This window comes from Streptomyces sp. B6B3 (assembly GCF_039871525.1).
In the GTDB taxonomy this organism is placed as follows: Bacteria; Actinomycetota; Actinomycetes; order Streptomycetales; family Streptomycetaceae; genus Streptomyces.
On sequence record NZ_JBDPLU010000009.1, the window covers coordinates 223,470 to 240,939 of the forward strand.

At 71.7% G+C, this 17,470-nt stretch carries 16 protein-coding genes; 11 read left to right on the plus strand and 5 right to left on the minus strand.

Annotated features, from left to right (window positions below):
• Window positions 1-87 precede the first annotated feature (87 nt).
• The 4 genes from ABGB06_RS20550 to ABGB06_RS20565 are packed head-to-tail and all read left to right on the plus strand — an operon-like array spanning window position 88 to window position 3,960.
• A complete protein-coding gene (locus tag ABGB06_RS20550) occupies window positions 88-1,389 on the plus strand; it encodes an extracellular solute-binding protein (RefSeq protein ID WP_347591443.1) in 1,302 nt (433 codons plus the stop codon).
• A 58-nt stretch (window positions 1,390-1,447) separates the two neighbouring features.
• Window positions 1,448-2,410, plus strand: coding sequence for a sugar ABC transporter permease (locus tag ABGB06_RS20555; protein WP_347591445.1), 963 nt, complete (start codon window positions 1,448-1,450; stop codon window positions 2,408-2,410).
• Window positions 2,407-3,315: a carbohydrate ABC transporter permease gene (locus ABGB06_RS20560; protein WP_347591447.1), complete on the plus strand. Its 909-nt coding sequence runs from the start codon at window positions 2,407-2,409 to the stop codon at window positions 3,313-3,315. Before ABGB06_RS20555 ends, ABGB06_RS20560 begins: the two co-directional genes overlap by 4 nt.
• A 30-nt stretch (window positions 3,316-3,345) precedes the next feature.
• Window positions 3,346-3,960: a hypothetical protein gene (locus ABGB06_RS20565; protein ID WP_347591449.1), complete on the plus strand. Its 615-nt coding sequence runs from the start codon at window positions 3,346-3,348 to the stop codon at window positions 3,958-3,960.
• On the opposite strand, the gene ABGB06_RS20570 is transcribed toward ABGB06_RS20565, so the two are convergent.
• Complete coding sequence (locus tag ABGB06_RS20570; RefSeq protein WP_347591451.1) at window positions 3,957-4,685, minus strand: hypothetical protein; 729 nt, start codon at window positions 4,683-4,685, stop codon at window positions 3,957-3,959. The two genes, ABGB06_RS20565 and ABGB06_RS20570, sit on opposite strands and share 4 nt — an antisense overlap.
• Before the next feature lie 86 nt (window positions 4,686-4,771).
• On the opposite strand from ABGB06_RS20570, the gene ABGB06_RS20575 reads away from it, so the two are divergent.
• Entirely contained in the window at window positions 4,772-5,650 is an 879-nt protein-coding gene (locus tag ABGB06_RS20575; protein WP_347591453.1) for a LysR family transcriptional regulator, read from the plus strand.
• Between the two features lie 19 nt (window positions 5,651-5,669).
• Here ABGB06_RS20575 and ABGB06_RS20580 read toward each other — a convergent pair whose 3' ends face one another.
• Together ABGB06_RS20580 and ABGB06_RS20585 are read right to left on the minus strand one after the other, a co-directional pair.
• On the minus strand, window positions 5,670-6,476 hold the full coding sequence (locus tag ABGB06_RS20580; protein ID WP_347591455.1) for an MBL fold metallo-hydrolase: 807 nt from the start codon (window positions 6,474-6,476) through the stop codon (window positions 5,670-5,672).
• 72 nt (window positions 6,477-6,548) lie between these two features.
• On the minus strand, window positions 6,549-7,208 hold the full coding sequence (locus ABGB06_RS20585; RefSeq protein WP_347591457.1) for a TetR/AcrR family transcriptional regulator: 660 nt from the start codon (window positions 7,206-7,208) through the stop codon (window positions 6,549-6,551).
• A gap of 202 nt (window positions 7,209-7,410) precedes the next feature.
• On the opposite strand from ABGB06_RS20585, the gene ABGB06_RS20590 reads away from it, so the two are divergent.
• The 3 genes from ABGB06_RS20590 to ABGB06_RS20600 all read left to right on the plus strand — a co-directional run bounded on the left by ABGB06_RS20590 (window position 7,411) and on the right by ABGB06_RS20600 (window position 11,713).
• Window positions 7,411-9,234 (plus strand): ABC transporter ATP-binding protein, encoded by a 1,824-nt coding sequence (locus ABGB06_RS20590; RefSeq protein WP_347591459.1) that lies wholly within the window; start codon window positions 7,411-7,413, stop codon window positions 9,232-9,234.
• Window positions 9,231-10,997, plus strand: a complete 1,767-nt coding sequence (locus tag ABGB06_RS20595) for an ABC transporter ATP-binding protein (RefSeq protein WP_347591461.1) — start codon at window positions 9,231-9,233, stop codon at window positions 10,995-10,997. Before ABGB06_RS20590 ends, ABGB06_RS20595 begins: the two co-directional genes overlap by 4 nt.
• 224 nt (window positions 10,998-11,221) lie before the next feature.
• Window positions 11,222-11,713 (plus strand): dihydrofolate reductase family protein, encoded by a 492-nt coding sequence (locus ABGB06_RS20600; RefSeq protein WP_347591463.1) that lies wholly within the window; start codon window positions 11,222-11,224, stop codon window positions 11,711-11,713.
• Between the two features lie 117 nt (window positions 11,714-11,830).
• On the opposite strand, the gene ABGB06_RS20605 is transcribed toward ABGB06_RS20600, so the two are convergent.
• Window positions 11,831-12,760 (minus strand): LysR substrate-binding domain-containing protein, encoded by a 930-nt coding sequence (locus ABGB06_RS20605; protein ID WP_347591465.1) that lies wholly within the window; start codon window positions 12,758-12,760, stop codon window positions 11,831-11,833.
• Between the two features lie 93 nt (window positions 12,761-12,853).
• Between ABGB06_RS20605 and ABGB06_RS20610 the strand changes: the two genes are divergently transcribed.
• From ABGB06_RS20610 to ABGB06_RS20620, 3 genes are read left to right on the plus strand one after another with little or no spacing between them, the layout of a single operon-like run.
• Window positions 12,854-13,582 (plus strand): succinate dehydrogenase cytochrome b subunit, encoded by a 729-nt coding sequence (locus ABGB06_RS20610; RefSeq protein WP_347591467.1) that lies wholly within the window; start codon window positions 12,854-12,856, stop codon window positions 13,580-13,582.
• A gap of 2 nt (window positions 13,583-13,584) precedes the next feature.
• Window positions 13,585-15,534: a fumarate reductase/succinate dehydrogenase flavoprotein subunit gene (locus ABGB06_RS20615; protein WP_347591469.1), complete on the plus strand. Its 1,950-nt coding sequence runs from the start codon at window positions 13,585-13,587 to the stop codon at window positions 15,532-15,534.
• The gene (locus tag ABGB06_RS20620; RefSeq protein WP_347591471.1) at window positions 15,531-16,274 is read left to right on the plus strand and encodes a succinate dehydrogenase/fumarate reductase iron-sulfur subunit; all 744 of its coding nucleotides are present in this window, start codon (window positions 15,531-15,533) and stop codon (window positions 16,272-16,274) included. Before ABGB06_RS20615 ends, ABGB06_RS20620 begins: the two co-directional genes overlap by 4 nt.
• 184 nt (window positions 16,275-16,458) lie before the next feature.
• On the opposite strand, the gene ABGB06_RS20625 is transcribed toward ABGB06_RS20620, so the two are convergent.
• Window positions 16,459-17,460, minus strand: coding sequence for a right-handed parallel beta-helix repeat-containing protein (locus tag ABGB06_RS20625; protein ID WP_347591473.1), 1,002 nt, complete (start codon window positions 17,458-17,460; stop codon window positions 16,459-16,461).
• Between the last annotated feature and the right edge of the window lie 10 nt (window positions 17,461-17,470).

Consider the following 17,470-nt stretch of genomic DNA (forward strand, 5'->3'; position numbering starts at 1 on the left):
GATTCACTTCGGGTGTCGCGAGGGCTGTGAATCCGCTGACACCGCTCATGAAGTGCCGTTGCGCATTGACAGAGCAGGGAGGCTCTTATGTCAATCAGGAGGACCGCGATATGCGGTCTCGCGGTGGCCGTTCTCGGCTCGCTTGGCCTTACCGCCTGCGGCTCCGACGACGGCGGTGGTGAAGGCGGCGACGTCACCCTGAACTTCACCTGGTGGGGGGCCGATGAGCGTGCGTCCCGATACGAGGAGGCCATCGACCTCTTCGAGGCCGCACACCCCAATATCAAGGTCCAGACCAGCTTCGCGGAATTCAATGACTACTGGACCCAGCGGAGCACGGATGCCACGGGCCAGAGCCTTCCCGACGTGTTCCAGATGGATTTGTCCTACATCCAGGAATACGGAAACAACGGCCTGCTCTACGACATGGGCGAATACGCGGGTCAGCAGCTCGACACCTCCACCATCGACGAGCAACTGCTCGACGCCGGCACGGTGAACGACCAGCAGGTGGGCATCCCCCTCTCCACCAACACCTGGGCGCTGCTCATCAACCCGGACCTGCTGGACGAGCTCGGCGTGGAGGCTCCCGACTGGGACTACACCTGGGACGAGTTCAACGACTTCCTCGCCGAGGTGGCGGCCGCCGGCGCCGACCACGACCCGCAGGTCTACGGCGGCGGCGACTACACCATGGTGTGGTGGACGTTCATGCAGTACCTGGTCCAGGAGGGCATCGAGCCGTTCGCCGAGAACGGCCAGTGGAACTTCACGGAGCAGGACCTGATCGACTTCCTCAGCCTGACCGAGGACCTGCGGTTCGACGGCATGGTGCCGGCCGAGCGCGTCGACCAGCTGGACCCGGCCTCCGTCTTCGGCTCGGGCGAGTCCCCCGCGGACATGACCTGGGACAACTTCATCACCAACTGGGGCACCGAGCTGGGCAGCGAGAACGTCGAGCTGATGCCGCCACCCACCGGCTCCGACGGTGAGAAGCACATGTTCTTCAAGCCCAGCATGCTGCTCTCGATGGGCGCCAACACCGAGCACCCCGAGGAGGCCGCCCAGCTGGTCGACTTCCTGGTCAACGACACCGAGGCCGGCCAGATCCTCGGCACCGACCTGGGCGTGCCGGCCTCGCAGGAGCGTCTCGACGCCCTGGAGGTCGAGGAGGGCAGCTACGACGAGAAGGTCATCGAGTACGAGGCGCGGGTGCGCGACGAGGGCTACGTGACCGAGCCGGTGCCGACCCCCGCGCAGGGCTTCGGCGCCGTGGAGGGCGAGTACGTCACGGTGCTCGCGGACGAGTTCTCCTACCAGCAGATCGACGCCGAGGAGTTCGCCTCCCGGTTGTTCGACTCGCTGGAGACCAACATCGTCGTCCAGTGACCCCTGCCGGCACCGTTGCCTGACCGGCGCTCACCGCATACCGAACGGAAAGCTCCTCGTGTCTGTCACCCATGAGGCGCACCGGGCTTCGGAGACCGGCAAACCCCCGCGACGGCCGCCCCGGCGGCCGTCGCGGCGGGCGACCGAGACCCGGGCCGGCTACGCCTTCCTCGCCCCCTGGCTGCTGGGCTTCATCGCGCTGACCGCGGGCCCGATGGTGGCCTCCGCCTACCTGGCCTTCACCGACTACCACCCGATCCGCGGCGGGTCCTGGATCGGCCTGGAGAACTTCGAGAAACTCTTCGACGACTCCCGCTACCTGGAGTCCGTCGAGGTCACCCTCAAGTACGCGATCATCGGGACCCCGATCAAGCTGGCCGCCGCCCTCGGCGTCGCCATGCTGCTGAACAACCGGCGCCGCGGCCAGGGCAGCTACCGCTCGCTGTTCTACGCGCCCTCGCTGATCGGCGCCAGCGTCTCCATCGCCATCGTCTGGCGGGCGATGTTCAACGACGAGGGCATCGTCGACGGCATCGGCCAGACCTTCGGCATGGAGGCCGGCGGCTGGATCGGCAACCCCGATCTCACCATGCCGATGATGATCCTGCTGGCGGTCTGGCAGTTCGGCGCGCCGATGGTGATCTTCCTGGCCGGTCTGAAGCAGATACCCAACGAGCTGTACGAGGCGGCGCAGGTGGACGGCGCGGGCGCGTGGCGCCGGTTCCGGCAGATCACGCTGCCGATGCTGTCGCCCGTGCTGTTCTTCAACCTGGTGCTGGAGACCATCCACTCGTTCCAGGTGTTCGCCTCGGCCTTCATCATCTCCCGGGGCACCGGCGGGCCGGCGAACTCCACGCTGTTCTACACGCTGTACCTCTACGAGAGCGGCTTCGGCCCGCGCGGCCAGCTCGGCTACGCCGCGGCCATGGCCTGGCTGCTGGTCATCGCGGTGGGCGTGCTCACGCTGATCTTCTTCCGCACCTCGCGCTACTGGGTGTTCTACGCAGGGGAGTCGCGATGACGACCTCGACGTTGACGAAACGGCCGTCCACCGCGGACTCCCCCGCCCGGGGGTCCTCCGGGCACCTGCGGCGGCGCGCGGGCCGGACCCTGGTGTTCCACCTCGCGGTCTGGGGGCTGCTGGTGGTCATGCTCTACCCGGGCGCGTGGATGCTGCTGTCGTCCTTCCGGCCGACGAACGAGATCATCGGCGAGACCGGGCTGATTCCCGACAACACGACGCTGGACAACTTCCGCACCGCGTTCGACGGCATCGGCGGGGTCTCGTTCTGGACGTTCTTCATGAACTCCGTGTACCTCGGCGCCGGTTCGGTGATCGGCATCTGCCTGTCGTGCTCCGTGGCGGCGTACGCGTTCGCCCGGATCGACTTCCCCGGCAAGAACCTCTTCTTCGCCATCATGATCGGCACGCTGCTGCTGCCGTTCCACGTGGTGATCATCCCGCAGTTCATCCTGTTCAACGAGTTCGGCTGGGTCGACTCGTACATGCCGCTGCTGATCGGCAAGTTCCTGGCCACGGACGCGTTCTTCGTCTTCCTGATGGTGCAGTTCATGCGGACGGTGCCGCGGGAGCTGGACGAGTCGGCGCGCATCGACGGCGCGGGACACCCGCGGATCTACTGGTCGATCATGCTGCCGCTGATGCGTCCGGTGCTGGCGACCGCGTCGATCTTCGCGTTCATCTGGAGCTGGAACGACTTCCTGGCGCCGCTGATCTACCTGCGGAGTCCGGAGAAGTACACGCTGCCGCTGATGCTGCGGCAGTACGCGGACCAGACCAGCGTCTCCGACTACGGCGCGCAGATGGCGGCGGCGATGCTGGCGCTGGTGCCGGTGATCCTTTTCTTCGCCCTCTTCCAGCGCTATATCGTCGAGGGCGTGTCGACCCAGGGGCTCCGCGGCTAGCGGGGCACGCACGGCGAAAGGCGGCGGACGATGACCGGCAGGCGCTGGACGAGCGGCTTCGCCCTGTTCGGCGAGGTCCTGATCACCGGCGTGTTGGTCGCCGTGCTGTCGCTGCCGGTCGTCACCGCGCTGCCCGCGGTGGCGGCCGGCACCGCGCACCTGCGGCGGCATCTCACCGGCGACAGCGTCCGGGTGGCCGACCTGATGCGGGACTTCGGAGCCGCGTGCCGCGGTCTGTGGCGGCTCGCGCTCGGGCTCACGGGCGTGGCGCTGGTGCTGCTGTGGAACCTGTCGCTGGGCCAGGCCGGGGTCATGCCCGGCGCCGGCGGCGTGGTCACCGTCTCGGCGCTGCTGCTGGTGGCCTGGGCGGTGCTGCTGCTCCGCACCGCCGCCGGCTGGCGTGCCGGCGCGTCCGGCGGCGCCGAGCTGCTCCGCGCCACCGCGGAGCGGGCCTGGCGCGATCCGGCCGGCTCGGTGCTGCTGGCGTTCGCCTGCGGGATGTGCGGGCTCTTCGTGTGGATGCTGCTGCCGCTGGTGCTGGTGGCCGGCGGCTTGCTCTGCCTGGCCTCGCTGGCCGTCGAGCTGCGCCACGAGGCCCGCACGACGCCCGGCCCCGACGCCGCCGGCGGCGTCGTCGAGAGCTAGCGCGTGTCGCCAACTCCCACGCGGGCGCGGGCGTGCTCGACGGCGGCCGTGGCGAGGCCGGTGATCAACGGGTGCGCCCGGGTGCCGTCGCCGTCCAGCTCGGGCTGGAAGAGGGTGCCGAGGAAGAACGGGTGGCCGGGGAGTTCGGCGATGCGGACCGCGCCCGACTCGTCGACTCCGGTGAACTCCAGGCCGTGGGCGCGCAGCGCGTCGAGATGATCGGGACTGGGGCCGTAGCCGCAGTGGTAGCGCGCCGGCACCCGCTCGACGCCGAGCAGTTCGGCGGCCCGTGAGCCGGGGGCGACCGTGACCGTGCCCTCGTGGCCGACCAGGGAACAGCCCAGCGGAACGACCAGGGCGTCCTCGTCGGCGATCCCCGGGTCGTTCTCGGTGTGGCCGGCGCGCGCCATGCCGCAGACGTTGCGGGCGAACTCCAGCAGCGTGTGCTGGAAGCCGCCGCAGGTGCCGAGGAACGGGATGCCGCCCTCGCGGGCCGCGCGGATCGCCGCCAGCACCCCGGCCTCGCTGCGGTACGGGCTGCCGGGCAGCACCCAGACCGCGTCGAAGCCGTCCAGGTCCTGGTCGGCCTCCGGGGAGGGGATCCAGTAGGCGTCCAGGTCGAGCCCTTCGCGTGCGCGGAGGGCCGCCAGCAGGCCGGGGACCCGGGTGTGCGAACGGACGGCGTCGGAGCGGTCCCCGACCAGTGCGATGCGTGCCTGGTTCATGGCCTCATGCTCCCGCCGGAGCCCGCATCAGGTCCAACGATGATTCCGCGATCCCGCATCAGGAACGCTGATGGAGACTGGCCGCCATGGACCCGCATCTGCTGCGCACCTTCGTCGCGGTTCTCGACCACCGCTCGTTCTCCGGCGCCGCCGTGGCCCTCGGCTACACCCAGTCCGCCGTCTCCCAGCACATCGCCGCGCTGGAGGCCGACCTGGGCGCCCGGCTGGTCGAGCGCCGCCCCGTCGCTCCCACTCCGGCCGGCGCCCGGCTGCTGGAGCACGCCCCCGCCCTGCTGCTGCGCCTGGACGCGGCCCGCGCCGACGTCGCCCGGATCCGCCACACCGACGCCAGCCGGCTGACCCTGGCCTGCTCACCGCTCGCCTGCGGCCCCGCCGTCGCCGGCGCCCTCTCCCGGCTGCGCGGGGCCTCCCCCATCCTGGACCTGGAGGTGCGGGTGCTGGGCCGGGACGCGGTCATCGGGCAGGTGCTCACCGGGCGCGCCGACGCCGCCCTGGTGGACGGCGTCGCCGCGCCCAGCGATCCGCTGCCGCTCCCCGACCTCGGTCCCGCCGTCCCCCTCGCCGCCGGCGAGGAGCCGCTGGCCGTGCTCTTCCCCGACGACCATCCGCTGGCCCGGCGCCGCTCCGTGCGGCTGACCGATCTGGCGCAGGCCCGGTGGATCGACGCCCCGGACGCCGCCGTCCCCCTCGACCGGCTGCGCGCCGTCTGCCGGACCGACGGCTTCCTCCCCCGGATCCGCCACCGCGGCACCGACGTGCACGGCCTCGCCGCGCTCGCCGCCGCGGGCCACGGCCTCGTCGCTCTCCCGCTCCCCCTCGCCACCACCCTCCCCGGAGCGGCCGTCCGCGTCGGCGAACCCCGCCTGGTCCACCGCACCGAACTCCTCCACCCGGCCACCCCCACGGAACCGGCCAGCCGGCTGGTCGCCCTCCTCACCACCTGAGGCGGCTCCGCCGGGCGGGTCAGCGGGCGATGAACGGCTCGGTCAGGTGCGGGGTCGCGAGGTGGAGGGTGCTGGCGGCCCGGCTGCGGAGCACCCGTTCCCTTGAGGCCCTGGCCTGCTCGGGGTCCATCTCGTGGGCGTAGGCGAGTTCGGGGTGCAGCAGCTGGATCGCGTGCACGAGCAGGTCACCGGTGACGGCGACCCGTTCGCGCCCGAACCCGACGAGCACGCTCTGGTGCCCGGGCGTGTGGCCCGGCGTGGCGCACACGCGCTCGCCGCCGCGCAGCGGGGTGTCGCCGTCGAGCAGCCGGAGCTGATCGGCCTTCCGGAGCGGGTCGATCAGCGCGGACCGCAGCCGCGGATTGACCTCCTCGATCGCGTCGAGTTCGGCCCGCTGCAACAGGTACTCGGCGTTCGGGAAGAACGGCCGCGTCCGCTCGCCGACGACGGCCCAGCCCACATGGTCGGTGTGGAGGTGCGTGAGCACCACGGTGTCCACGTCGGAGGGATCGATCCCCGCGGCGGCCAGCGAATCCGGGAGCACCCCGGGCACGGGCGCCCACGAGGCCGCCGGGCTGTCGACCGGGCCGATTCCCGCGTCGACCAGCGTCACGCCCTGGTCGCCGCGGATCGCGAACGCGCGGAACCGGAGCCACCAGCGCCCGTCGCCGTCGAGCGCGCCGGGATCGAGCCGGTCGGCCGCCGCCCACTGCTCGGTGGTGGCGCCGGGGAACGCCTCCGCCCGGGGAGAGAAGAAGGGGCCCGCGCCGTCGGCGAGCGCGATGACGGTGTACGGGCCGATCTGGAGGGAGGGGGGCAGGGGCATCCCACGATGCTGCCACCGGCGGACGGCCCGCGACCAGGCGGGCTGCCCCGGAGCCCACCCCCGGGAGAGCAGCTAGCCCGGGCGGACCGCAGTCTCGATGTGGGCGAGTTGGGCGGCGAGGATCTCCTCGAACGCGGCGCGGCGGTCCTCCCCGAGGGGGCGGACGTCGCGGGCGAAGTGGGCCAGGGCGGGGAAGCGTTCGGGGTCGGCGCCCAGTACCGCCACGCGGAACAGCTCCATGCCGTGTTCGTGCTCTGTGGGGGCGACGGTGCCGAAGCCGGCCTCGGAGGCGATCAACGCGACGATGAGGACCGCGATCCGGTGGTACCGCACCGGGATCTCCTCCTCGGGCAGCCCCGACGCGCGCAGGGCCTGCAGCACCTCTTCCATGGCCAGCCGGGAACCGGTGCCGCCCGAGGCGTGGCGTCCCCAGACCGAGGCGAGCTGGGGGTGCTGGCCGAAGGCCTCCCGCATGCGCAGGGCCAGGGACGTGATGCGCTGCTTCCAGTCGCCCTCGGGGCGGTAGCCGTCCATGGCGGCCAGCAGGACCCGGTCGGCGACCGCGCGCAGCAGTTCGGTCTTGCTGCGGAAGTGCCGGTAGAGGCTGGAGGAATCGGTGCCGAGCACCGCCGCGAGCTTGCGCACGCTGAACGAGTCCGGGTCGTCCGTGCGCAGCAGTTCCGCCGCCGCGTCCAGGATCTCCTCGGTCGACCAGCGTCGTCTGCCTGCCATTCCACCCCTCTCGTCGGGTTCAGCCTAGCCCATGCACTTGGTGTTGCACGCACTGCGTGCAACATGCGAGCATGAACGTGCCGAGCAGCCCGTCAGCGGGCGCCCGGCGCACCGCTCGCGCCCTGTCGCCCCAGGTCAGGCAGCAGATACGCGGCTCACCCGCCGGGTTGGTTCGCGACGAGATGACGACGACGGGAGAGAGATGAGCGCCACCGCACGTGCTCAGACAGAGGAGCGGTCCACACCCCCACCACCAGAAGCCGACGCTCCCGACGCTCCGGCGGGACAGCGCCTGACCGGGCTGCTGCGTCCCCACCGACGGAGCTTCGCCGCCGTGGTGATCCTGCAGGTGATCGGCGCTGTCGCGGGTCTGGCTCCGCTGGTGGCGGTCATCGAACTGGGCCGGACGCTGCTGTCGCCCGGCCCGGTCGAGCACGATCACGTGTGGACCGTCGTGATCGCGGGCGCGGCCGGCCTTTTCGTCCGGCTGCTGTGCACGGCCGCGTCGGCCGGACTCGGGCATCTGGTCGACGACCGGGTGCAGCTGTCGTTCCGCCGGGCACTGGCGGCGCGGCTGGGCAACGTGCCGATCGGCTGGTTCTCCCGGCGCCGGACCGGCGAGCTTGCCAAGGTGGTCGGCGAGGACGTGAGCGCGGTGCACCCGTTCATCGCCCACACCCCCGGCGAGCTCGTCTCGGCGTTCGTGGTGCCCCTGGTGTCGCTGGTCTACCTCTGCACCGTCGACTGGCGGCTCACCCTGATCACGCTGATCCCGGTGGTGCTGGCGGTGGCCGTGGTCCCGCTGATGATGACCCCGGCCCGGCTGCGCGAGCAGGAGGCGTTCGACGGGGCCATGGGACGGATCTCGAGTTCGGTCGTCGAGTTCGTCCAGGGCATCTCGGTGGTCAAGGCGTTCGGCGGAGGGGAACGCGCCCACCACAGGTTCCGCACCGCCGTGGACGACTTCGTCGGCACCTTCAACCGGTGGGTGCGCGGCATGTCCGGGCCCGCCGCGGGAATGCAGCTCGCCCTGTCGCCGCCGTTCGTGCTGCTGGTCGTGCTGATCGGAGGTACGACTCTGATCACGAACGGCGGCATGGCCCCAGCCGACCTGCTGCCCTTCCTGCTGCTCGGACTGGGCCTGACCGCTCCGGTGGCGGCCCTCGGTCACGGCTTCGACGAGATGCAGGCCGCCCGGCGCGCCGTCGGCCGGATCCGGGACGTGCTCGACGTGCGGCCCCTGCCCGAGCCCACGGAGCCGGTCGCGCCACGGGGCCACCGGGTGGAGCTACGGGACGTTCGGTTCGGCTACGAGGCCGAACACGAGGTGCTGCGCGGGATCGACCTGGTGCTCGAACCGGGGACGGTCACCGCGATCGTCGGACCGTCGGGAAGCGGGAAGTCCACGCTGGTACAGCTGTTGCCGCGGTTCTTCGACCCGACCCACGGCTCGGTCCTCCTCGGCGGCGTCGATCTGCGCGACCTGGGCAGCCGGGAGCTCTACCGGACGGTCTCCTTCGTCTTCCAGGACACCGCCCTGCTGCGGGCATCGGTCGCGGACAACATCGCGCTGGCGGTGCCGCGTGCCGACCGCGACGCCGTGGTGCACGCCGCCCGGCTGGCGAACATCCATGACCGGATCCTCGAGCTGCCGCGCGGATACGACACCGTGCTCCTGGAGGAAGCCGGACTGTCCGGCGGCGAGGCGCAACGGATCTCGATCGCCCGCGCGCTGCTCGCGGACACGCCCGTTCTGGTGCTCGACGAGGCGACCGCGTTCGCCGATCCGCACACCGAACAGGCGGTGCGCCGAGCCCTGGCGACGCTGCGGGCGGACCGGACGATTCTGGTCATCGCGCACCGCCTCGAGACGGTCGCCGACGCCGACACCGTCGTGCTGCTGGAGAACGGATCCGTCGTCGAACGCGGCGGGCCCGCCGAACTGCTGACCCGGAACGGCAGGTTCGCGGCGTTCTGGCGAACCCACCGTACGGCGATCGGCGACGAGATCGGAGAATCCCGGTGATTCGAACGCTGCTGCGCGTGCTGGGGCACGAGTACGCCCGGCCGGTGCGACGCACCGTGGCGCTGATGACGACGACCGCGATCGCCGAGGGCCTGTCCTACGCGTTGCTGGTTCCGGTGCTGCGGGCGCTGTTCGGGGACACGCCGGGCGATGCCTGGCCGTGGCTGGCCGCGTTCGGGGCCGCGGTCGCGTGCTACGCGGTGCTGCGCTACAGCAGCGACCTGTCCGGTTTCCGCGCCGGAACCACGCTGCTGCACGGGATGTATCACCGGATCGGCGATCATCTGGCCCGCCTGCCCATCGGGTGGTACACCGCCCGGCGCGTCGGCGAGGTGTCCGTCCTGGCCAGCCAGGGCGTGCTGCAGTCGATGAGTGTGATCGCGCATCTGCTGGCGCCGTACGTCTCGGCCTGCGTCACCCCGCTGACGATCGTCGTCGTGATGCTCGCCCTCAACTGGCAGATGGGGCTCGCCGCGCTGATCGCGGTGCCGGTCGTGGCCGCGATCCAGTCCTGGACGGGGCGCTCGATGGCGATCCACGACACGGAGCGCGCCGAACGCGATCACGAAGCCACCGGCCGGGTCATCGAGTTCCTCCAGGCGCAGCCGGTGCTGCGCGCGGGCGGCCGGACCGCCGAGCGGTTCCGGTTGCTCGACGACTCGCTGTCGGAGCTCCAGCGCGCGTCCCGCCGCGGCACCGTGTCGGCGCTGCCCGGCGTGCTGGGCCTGGCGCTCACCGTGCAGGTGGTGTTCACCGGGCTGCTGGTGCTGGGCACCTACCTCGCGCTCGGCGGGAACATCGGCGCGGCCGAGCTGCTGGCGATCCTGGTGCTGGCCGCCCGCGGCGCGGACCCGTTGCTGTCGCTGACCGACATCGCGGGCAAGCTCCGCGGCGCGCGGTCCGAGCTGGCCCGGCTCGACGCGGTGTTGCGCGCCGAACCGCTGCCGGAGGCCAGGGAACCCGTCCAGCCCGCGGGCCATGGTCTGGAGTTCGACTCCGTTGTCTTCCGGCACGGCGGCCACGCGGTGATCGACAATCTGTCGCTGTCCGTGCCGGAAGGCCAGCGCCTCGCCGTCGTCGGACCGTCGGGGGCCGGCAAGAGCACGTTGCTGCACCTGCTCGCGCGCTTCTACGACGTGGACACGGGCGCGGTGCGCGTCGGCGGGGTGGACGTCCGGGACATCAGCACCGAGGCGCTGATGTCCCGGATCGCCATCGTCTTCCAGGACTCCTACCTCTTCGACGGGACGCTCGAGGAGAACGTGCGCCTCGGCCGCCCCGACGCCGACGAGGCCGAGGTACGGGCGGCCGCGACCGCCGCCCGACTGGACGACGTGATCGAGCGCCTGCCCGGCGGCTGGGCGGCCAGGGTCGGCGAGGGCGGCGCGCTGCTCTCGGGCGGCGAACGCCAGCGGGTCTCGATCGCGCGGGCCCTGCTGAAGAACGCGCCCGTCGTGCTGCTGGACGAGGTGACCTCCGCGCTGGACCCGGTGAACGAGGCCGCCGTCCACGAGGGAATCGCACGCCTGATGACGGGCCGGACCGTGGTGATGGTCGCGCATCGCATGCGAACCGTCCGACGCGCCGATCGCATCGTCTTCGTCGACGACGGCCGGATCGTGGAGGAGGGCGACCACGACGAACTGCTGCGCCGCGACGGCCGCTACGCCGCCTTCTGGAACGCCTCCCTGAACGCGGTGGCCAGCGAACGAGCACTCGATTGTGGGTCTGGATCGTCGCGGCGGCACGGGGCGGTTCGGTGAGGCCACCCGGGCGGTACGCCATGCCACAGCCCTCGACCGGAGGTGGGCTCTCCGCCGTCGACGCCGTGCGGCCACGCCGATGAGTTTCGTCGCGCGCAGCGGTCTCAACGTGCATGGAAACGTCACTTGACCCCGAGCCGCAGACCGCGGCCGGCAAGGTGCTCTGGCACTTCACGATGTCGCTTGACGGCTTCGTCGCCGGGCCGAACCACGCCATGGACTAGATGTCCGGGCTGACCAACCGGTCCGGGCTGGAGGAGGAGTACGCCGCGACCACCGGCGCCGTGCTCGGCGGCCGGGACGGCTGGGACGCGTTCTCCGACGCCCGCCCGTACGGCGGCGGCGAGGTGTGGCAGGGACGGGTCTTCGTCCTCACCCACCATCCGGAGGACGCCGCCCCGGCCGACGACGTCACCTTTCTCAGCTGCGACGTCGCCGAGGCCGTGCGGATCGCGCTGGAGGCCGCGAACGGCAAGAACGTCGAGGTGCTCTCGGCCTCGATCGGCGCGCAGCTGATCGAACGCGGCCTGATCGACGAGATCGACCTGCACATAGCGCCAGTGCTGCTCGGCGACGGCATCCGGCTGTTCGACAACCCCGGAGGTCGGCCCGTGCCCCTCCTGCGCGTGCACGACGGCGCGCCGAACGCGGAGCTCAACGTCCGGTTCCGACCGGCACACCGGGCGCCGCTCCGGGGGCGAACACCCGAAGGGTGAGGTCCAGCAGATGGACCGGGCCCGCTCCGAGGAGTACCGGGCCGGGGAGCGCCTCAGCCGCAGGGCCCCGGGCTGGCGGGCTGGCGGGCCGGCGGGCTGGCGGGCTGGCGGGCTGGTCTACGCCCGGTGGGTGGTGATGATGCGCTGCAGCTCGCGGGCGGCGCGGGGTGGGGAGACGTCGCTGCGGTGGGCGACCGAGATGGTGCGGTGCAGGCCGGGCGGCGCGAGCGGGGTGGTGCGCAGTCCAGAGCGGGTCGCGACCATGCGGGGCACCACGGCCACGCCGAGCCCGGACCTGACGAAGCCGAGCACCGCGTCCATCTCGCCGCCCTCGACGCTGAAGGACGGCTCGAACCCGGCGCGCTGGCAGGCGGCCAGGGTCAGCTCCCGCAGGTCGTAGCCGCGCCGGAACATCACCAGCGGCGTCTCGCGCAGGTCCTCGATGCGGATCCGCGGCTCCGCGCCCGCACTCGCTCCCCGCACCGGCATGGGGTATCCCCTGCTCGAAGCGCTCGGGGAGGGCGCGTTCGGAGAGGAGATCACCACCAGCTCCTCGCGGAGCAGCTCCTGGGTGGTGAGCGCCGGGGCCTGCCCCGGCACGGGCGTGATGATCAGCGCCAGGTCGAGCTCGCCGGCGGCGAGGCTGCGCACCAGGTCCTGCGAGCCGTCCTCGTGCACGAAGAGCTCGACGCCCGGATAGCTGTCCCGGAAGGTGCGCAGCACGTCCGGCACCAGGCTGGCGCACAGGCTCGGCGGCGCGCCGAGCCGCACCCGCCCGCGCCGCAGCTGCGCGACCTCCTGCACCTCGCGGCGGGCCGTCTCGGCGTCGGCGAGGATGCGGCGGGCGAGCGGCAGCAGCGCCGCGCCGGCGTCGGTGAGCGAGATGTGGCCGCGGGCCCGGTGGAACAGCTCGGCCCCCAGCTCCCGCTCCAGCGACCGGATCTGCTGGGACAGTGAGGGCTGCGCCACATGCTCGCGGCGGGCCGCCTGGGTGAAGTGCCGGGTCTCGGCGACGGCGGTGAAGTACCTGAGCTGCTGGAACTGCATGTGGCCAGGATACGACGGCATAGCTCACGCCTATCGAAAGCAGCGTTTCTATGTCTTGGACTGATTCACCCAGGTCTTCGTACCGTCTGACGTATGGCTGTGGCGACCAAGGAGCGCGCGCGCTCGGAGCACCGTCCTCCTCCCCCGTCCTCGACGCTGGGCCGGATGTGGCACTCCACCATCGGCAAGAAGACGGCGATGGCCGTCACCGGCGCGATCATGCTGCTCTACCTGGTGGCCCACATGGTCGGGAACCTGAAGGTCTTCTTCGGTCCCGACGAGATGAACGGCTACGCGCACTGGCTGCGCACCATCGGCGACCCGGTGCTGCACCACGAGTGGTTCCTGTGGATCATGCGGCCGGTGCTGGTGGCCGCCGTGGTCGTGCACGGCGTGGCCGCCTACCAGCTCAGCCGCCGCGACCTGGCCGCCCGCCCGGTCGGGTACGCGCACCGCCGCCGCCCGGCCAGCTACGCCACCCGCACGATGCGCTGGGGCGGCGTGATCGTCGCGCTGTTCGTCGTCTGGCACCTGCTGGACCTGACCACGGGCACGGTGAACCCCGACTTCCGGTCGGGCGAGCCGTACCACAACATCGTCGAGACCTTCAGCACCTGGTACGGCAACGCGATCTACATCGTCGCGATGCTGGCCGTCGGCCTGCACATCAGGCACGGCTTCAACAGCGCCGCGCAGACGCTGGGCGCCGGCGGCCGCGGCCGGGACCGCGCGCTGCGGCTGACCTCGAACGCCCTCGCCCTGGTGCTGACCGTCGGATTCCTCGCCGTGCCGGTCGGCGTGATGACCGGATTGGTGGACTGATCATGAGCTCCTACTCCGACTACGCCACGGGCGAGCCCGTCGTCGACACCCGGGCACCGGACGGTCCGGTCTCCGAACGCTGGGACCGCCGCCGGTTCGAGGCGAAGCTGGTCAACCCGGCCAACCGGCGCAAGCACACGGTCATCGTGGTGGGCACCGGACTCGCCGGCGGCGCCGCCGGCGCCACCCTCGCCGAGCAGGGCTACCGGGTCGTCCAGTTCTGCTACCAGGACTCCCCGCGCCGCGCCCACTCCATCGCCGCGCAGGGCGGGATCAACGCCGCGAAGAACTACCGCAACGACGGCGACTCCATCCACCGGCTGTTCTACGACACCGTCAAGGGCGGCGACTTCCGCGCCCGCGAGTCCAACGTCTACCGGCTGGCCCAGGTCTCCGTGGAGATCATCGACCAGTGCGTCGCCCAGGGCGTGCCGTTCGCCCGCGAGTACGGCGGGCTGCTCGACACCCGCTCGTTCGGCGGCGTGCAGGTCTCCCGCACCTTCTACGCCCGTGGCCAGACCGGGCAGCAGCTGCTGCTCGGCGCCTACCAGGCGCTCTCCCGGCAGATCGCCGCGGGGAACGTCGAGATGCACCCGCGCACCGAGATGCTCGACCTGATCGTGGTCGACGGCCGGGCCCGCGGCATCGTCGCCCGCGACCTGGTCACCGGCGAGGTCTCCACGTACCTGGCGGACGCCGTGGTGCTGGCCACCGGCGGCTACGGCAACGTCTTCTACCTCTCCACCAACGCCAAGAACTCCAACGCGTCCGCGATCTGGCGCGCCCACCGGCGCGGCGCCTACCTCGCGAACCCGTGCTTCACCCAGATCCACCCCACCTGCATCCCGCGCGCCGGCGACCACCAGTCGAAGCTGACCCTGATGAGCGAGTCGCTGCGCAACGACGGCCGCATCTGGGTGCCGAAGCGGGCCGGCGACACCCGGCCGGCGGCCGAGATCCCCGAGGACGAGCGGGACTACTACCTGGAGCGGATCTACCCCTCGTTCGGCAACCTGGTGCCGCGCGACATCGCCTCGCGCGCCGCCAAGACCGTCTGCGACGAGGGCCGCGGCGTGGGCCCCGGCGGCCAGGGCGTGTACCTGGACTTCGCCGACGCCATCGCCCGGATGGGCCGCAAGGCGGTCGAGGCGAAGTACGGCAACCTCTTCGACATGTACCAGCGGATCACCGCCGAGGACCCGTACCAGGTGCCGATGCGGATCTACCCGGCCATCCACTACACGATGGGCGGCCTGTGGGTGGACTACGACCTGCAGACCACGATCCCCGGCCTGTTCGCCATCGGAGAGGCCAACTTCTCCGACCACGGCGCCAACCGCCTCGGCGCCTCGGCGCTGATGCAGGGCCTGGCCGACGGGTACTTCATCCTGCCCGCCACGCTGGCCGACTACGTGGCCCGCCACCCGCACGCCGAGCCGGTGCCCGCGGACCACCCGGCCGTGACCGAGGCCGTCACCGAGACCACCGACCGGCTCCAGCGGCTGCTGGCCGTCGGCGGCGACCGGACCCCCGACTCGTTCCACCGGGAGCTCGGCGAGCTGCTCTGGGACGAGTGCGGCATGTCCCGCAGCGAGACCGGCCTGCGCAAGGCGCTGGGCCGGATCCCCGAACTGCGGGAGGAGTTCTGGCGGCGCATCAGGGTGCCGGGCAGCGGCGCCGAGCTCAACCAGTCCCTGGAGAAGGCGAACCGGATCTCCGACTACCTGGAGCTGGCCGAGCTGATGTGCCTGGACGCGCTGCACCGCGCCGAGTCCTGCGGCGGCCACTTCCGCGAGGAGAGCCAGACCCCGGACGGCGAGGCGGCGCGCCGCGACGACGAGTTCTCCTACGCCGCGGCGTGGGAGTTCACCGGAACCGGCCAGGCGCCCGTGCTGCACCAGGAGGACCTGACCTTCGAGTACGTCCACCCCACCCAGCGGAGCTACGCGTGAACCTCACCCTGCGCATCTGGCGCCAGTCGGGCCCCGACACGGACGGCGCCATGTCCACCTACGAGGTCGCCGACGTCTCCCCCGACATGTCCTTCCTGGAGATGCTGGACACCCTCAACGAGGAGCTGATCCTCCGCGGCGAGGAGCCCGTGGCGTTCGACCACGACTGCCGGGAGGGCATCTGCGGCGCCTGCGGCATGGTCATCAACGGGCAGGCGCACGGCCCCGAGCGGACCACCACCTGCCAGCTGCACATGCGGCAGTTCTCGGACGGCGACGTCATCGACGTGGAGCCGTGGCGCGCCGCCGCCTTTCCCGTGGTGAAGGACCTGGTGGTGGACCGCTCCGCGTTCGACCGGGTCATCGGCTCCGGCGGGTACATCACCGCGCCGACCGGCTCGGCGCCCGAGGCGCACGCCACCCCGGTGCCGAAGCCGGCCGCGGACACCGCCTTCGAGCACGCCGAGTGCATCGGCTGCGGCGCGTGCGTGGCGGCCTGCCCCAACGGTTCGGCGATGCTCTTCACCTCCGCCAAGATCAACCACCTCAACGTGCTGCCGCAGGGCGCCCCGGAGCGCGAGAGCCGGGTGCTGGACATGGTCGAGCAGATGGACGCCGAGGGCTTCGGCGGCTGCACCAACACCGGGGCCTGCGCCACGGTGTGCCCCAAGGGCATCCCGCTGAGCTCCATCAGCGGCATGAACCGCGAGTACCTGCGGGCGATCCGCAAGGGCGGCTAGGTCCTGTCCGGCGGGTCTTCGTGGGCCCGCGAAGACCCGCCGGACAGGGCCTCAGCCGGCCGGGCCCGGATCAGGGGCGGGCCCCGCACGGCGCGGCCGGGGCCGGCCCGCTCGACCCGGCCGGGGCCCAGCACGGGCCCCGGCCGGGTGCTCGTTCGGCGCTCGGTGCGCCGGCCCGCGGTGCTCAGATCCGGCCGACGCCGACCCCGGCCGGAATGATGTCCGGCAGGCTCCGCGGGTCGTCCAGCGTGTAGGAGTAGTAGCCGCTCGGCTCGGCGACCGTGCCCAGCGTCTCCGGCGTGCCGGACGAGACGTAGACGTTGTCCCGCTCCACCACCCGGCCCGGGCCGCTCTCGTCGTAGCCCGAGTAGATCGGGTAGGGCACGTTCTCGAAGTAGTTGCCCTCCACCAGGACGCCGGCGTCCATGGTCGAGGCGACGCCGTAGAGCGCGCAGCCGCGGTAGTAGTTGTTGTAGACGTGCACCGGCTCGCCGAAGCGCACCCGGGGGTGCCGCTGCTCGGTGCCGTCGAAGTAGTTGTGGTGGAAGCTCACCCGGAGGTGGCCGGTGTCCTGGCTGCCGTTGGAGTCGGAGTGCCCGATCAGCATCGTCTTGCTGTGGTCGTGGAAGTGGTTCCAGGAGACCGTGACGTAGTCCGCGCCGCGCACGATGTCGATCAGGCCGTCGGCACCCGAGCTGAAGTCGCAGTGGTCGATCCAGATGTGGTGCGAGTCCTGCTGGATGCTGATCGCGTCGTCGTCGGCGCCGGTGAACCGCAGGTTCCTGATGATCACGTTCTGCCGGCGGTACATGTCCAGGCCGCCGCCGCTGATGGTGGCGTCCGTGCCCAGGCCGATGACGGTCTTGTTGGAGCGCAGCCCCTGCTTGCTGCTGATGTTCATGGTGCCCTGCACCTGGATGACGTACGGCTCGTTCCGGTCGCAGTAGTCGAGGAACGTCTCGGCGTCGGTGACGGTGACCACCTCGCCGCCCTCGCCTCCGGTGACGCCGTTCTGACCGAGGGCGTTGACGCCCGCGAAGCCGTCCGCGACGTTCAGCACGGAGGGGTGGGCGGCGGGGTGGGCGGCGGGACGGACGGCCGAGCGCGCCGCCGGGGTGGCGACGGCCAGCGCGGCCGCGGTCGCGGCCGAGCCGGTGAGCAGGCGGCGTCGGGTGATGCGGCTCATGGTCTGTCTC

Bases quoted from the DNA above. Each gene is read 5' to 3' on its own strand.
- ABGB06_RS20550 (WP_347591443.1), top strand. From the start codon at position 88: ATGTCAATCAGGAGGACCGCGATATGCGGTCTCGCGGTGGCCGTTCTC.
- ABGB06_RS20560 (WP_347591447.1), top strand. From the start codon at position 2,407: ATGACGACCTCGACGTTGACGAAACGGCCGTCCACCGCGGACTCCCCC.
- ABGB06_RS20565 (WP_347591449.1), top strand. From the start codon at position 3,346: ATGACCGGCAGGCGCTGGACGAGCGGCTTCGCCCTGTTCGGCGAGGTC.
- ABGB06_RS20570 (WP_347591451.1), bottom strand. From the start codon at position 4,685: ATGAACCAGGCACGCATCGCACTGGTCGGGGACCGCTCCGACGCCGTC.
- ABGB06_RS20575 (WP_347591453.1), top strand. From the start codon at position 4,772: ATGGACCCGCATCTGCTGCGCACCTTCGTCGCGGTTCTCGACCACCGC.
- ABGB06_RS20580 (WP_347591455.1), bottom strand. From the start codon at position 6,476: ATGCCCCTGCCCCCCTCCCTCCAGATCGGCCCGTACACCGTCATCGCG.
- ABGB06_RS20585 (WP_347591457.1), bottom strand. From the start codon at position 7,208: ATGGCAGGCAGACGACGCTGGTCGACCGAGGAGATCCTGGACGCGGCG.
- ABGB06_RS20590 (WP_347591459.1), top strand. From the start codon at position 7,411: ATGAGCGCCACCGCACGTGCTCAGACAGAGGAGCGGTCCACACCCCCA.
- ABGB06_RS20600 (WP_347591463.1), top strand. From the start codon at position 11,222: ATGTCCGGGCTGACCAACCGGTCCGGGCTGGAGGAGGAGTACGCCGCG.
- ABGB06_RS20605 (WP_347591465.1), bottom strand. From the start codon at position 12,760: ATGCAGTTCCAGCAGCTCAGGTACTTCACCGCCGTCGCCGAGACCCGG.
- ABGB06_RS20610 (WP_347591467.1), top strand. From the start codon at position 12,854: ATGGCTGTGGCGACCAAGGAGCGCGCGCGCTCGGAGCACCGTCCTCCT.
- ABGB06_RS20615 (WP_347591469.1), top strand. From the start codon at position 13,585: ATGAGCTCCTACTCCGACTACGCCACGGGCGAGCCCGTCGTCGACACC.
- ABGB06_RS20625 (WP_347591473.1), bottom strand. From the start codon at position 17,460: ATGAGCCGCATCACCCGACGCCGCCTGCTCACCGGCTCGGCCGCGACC.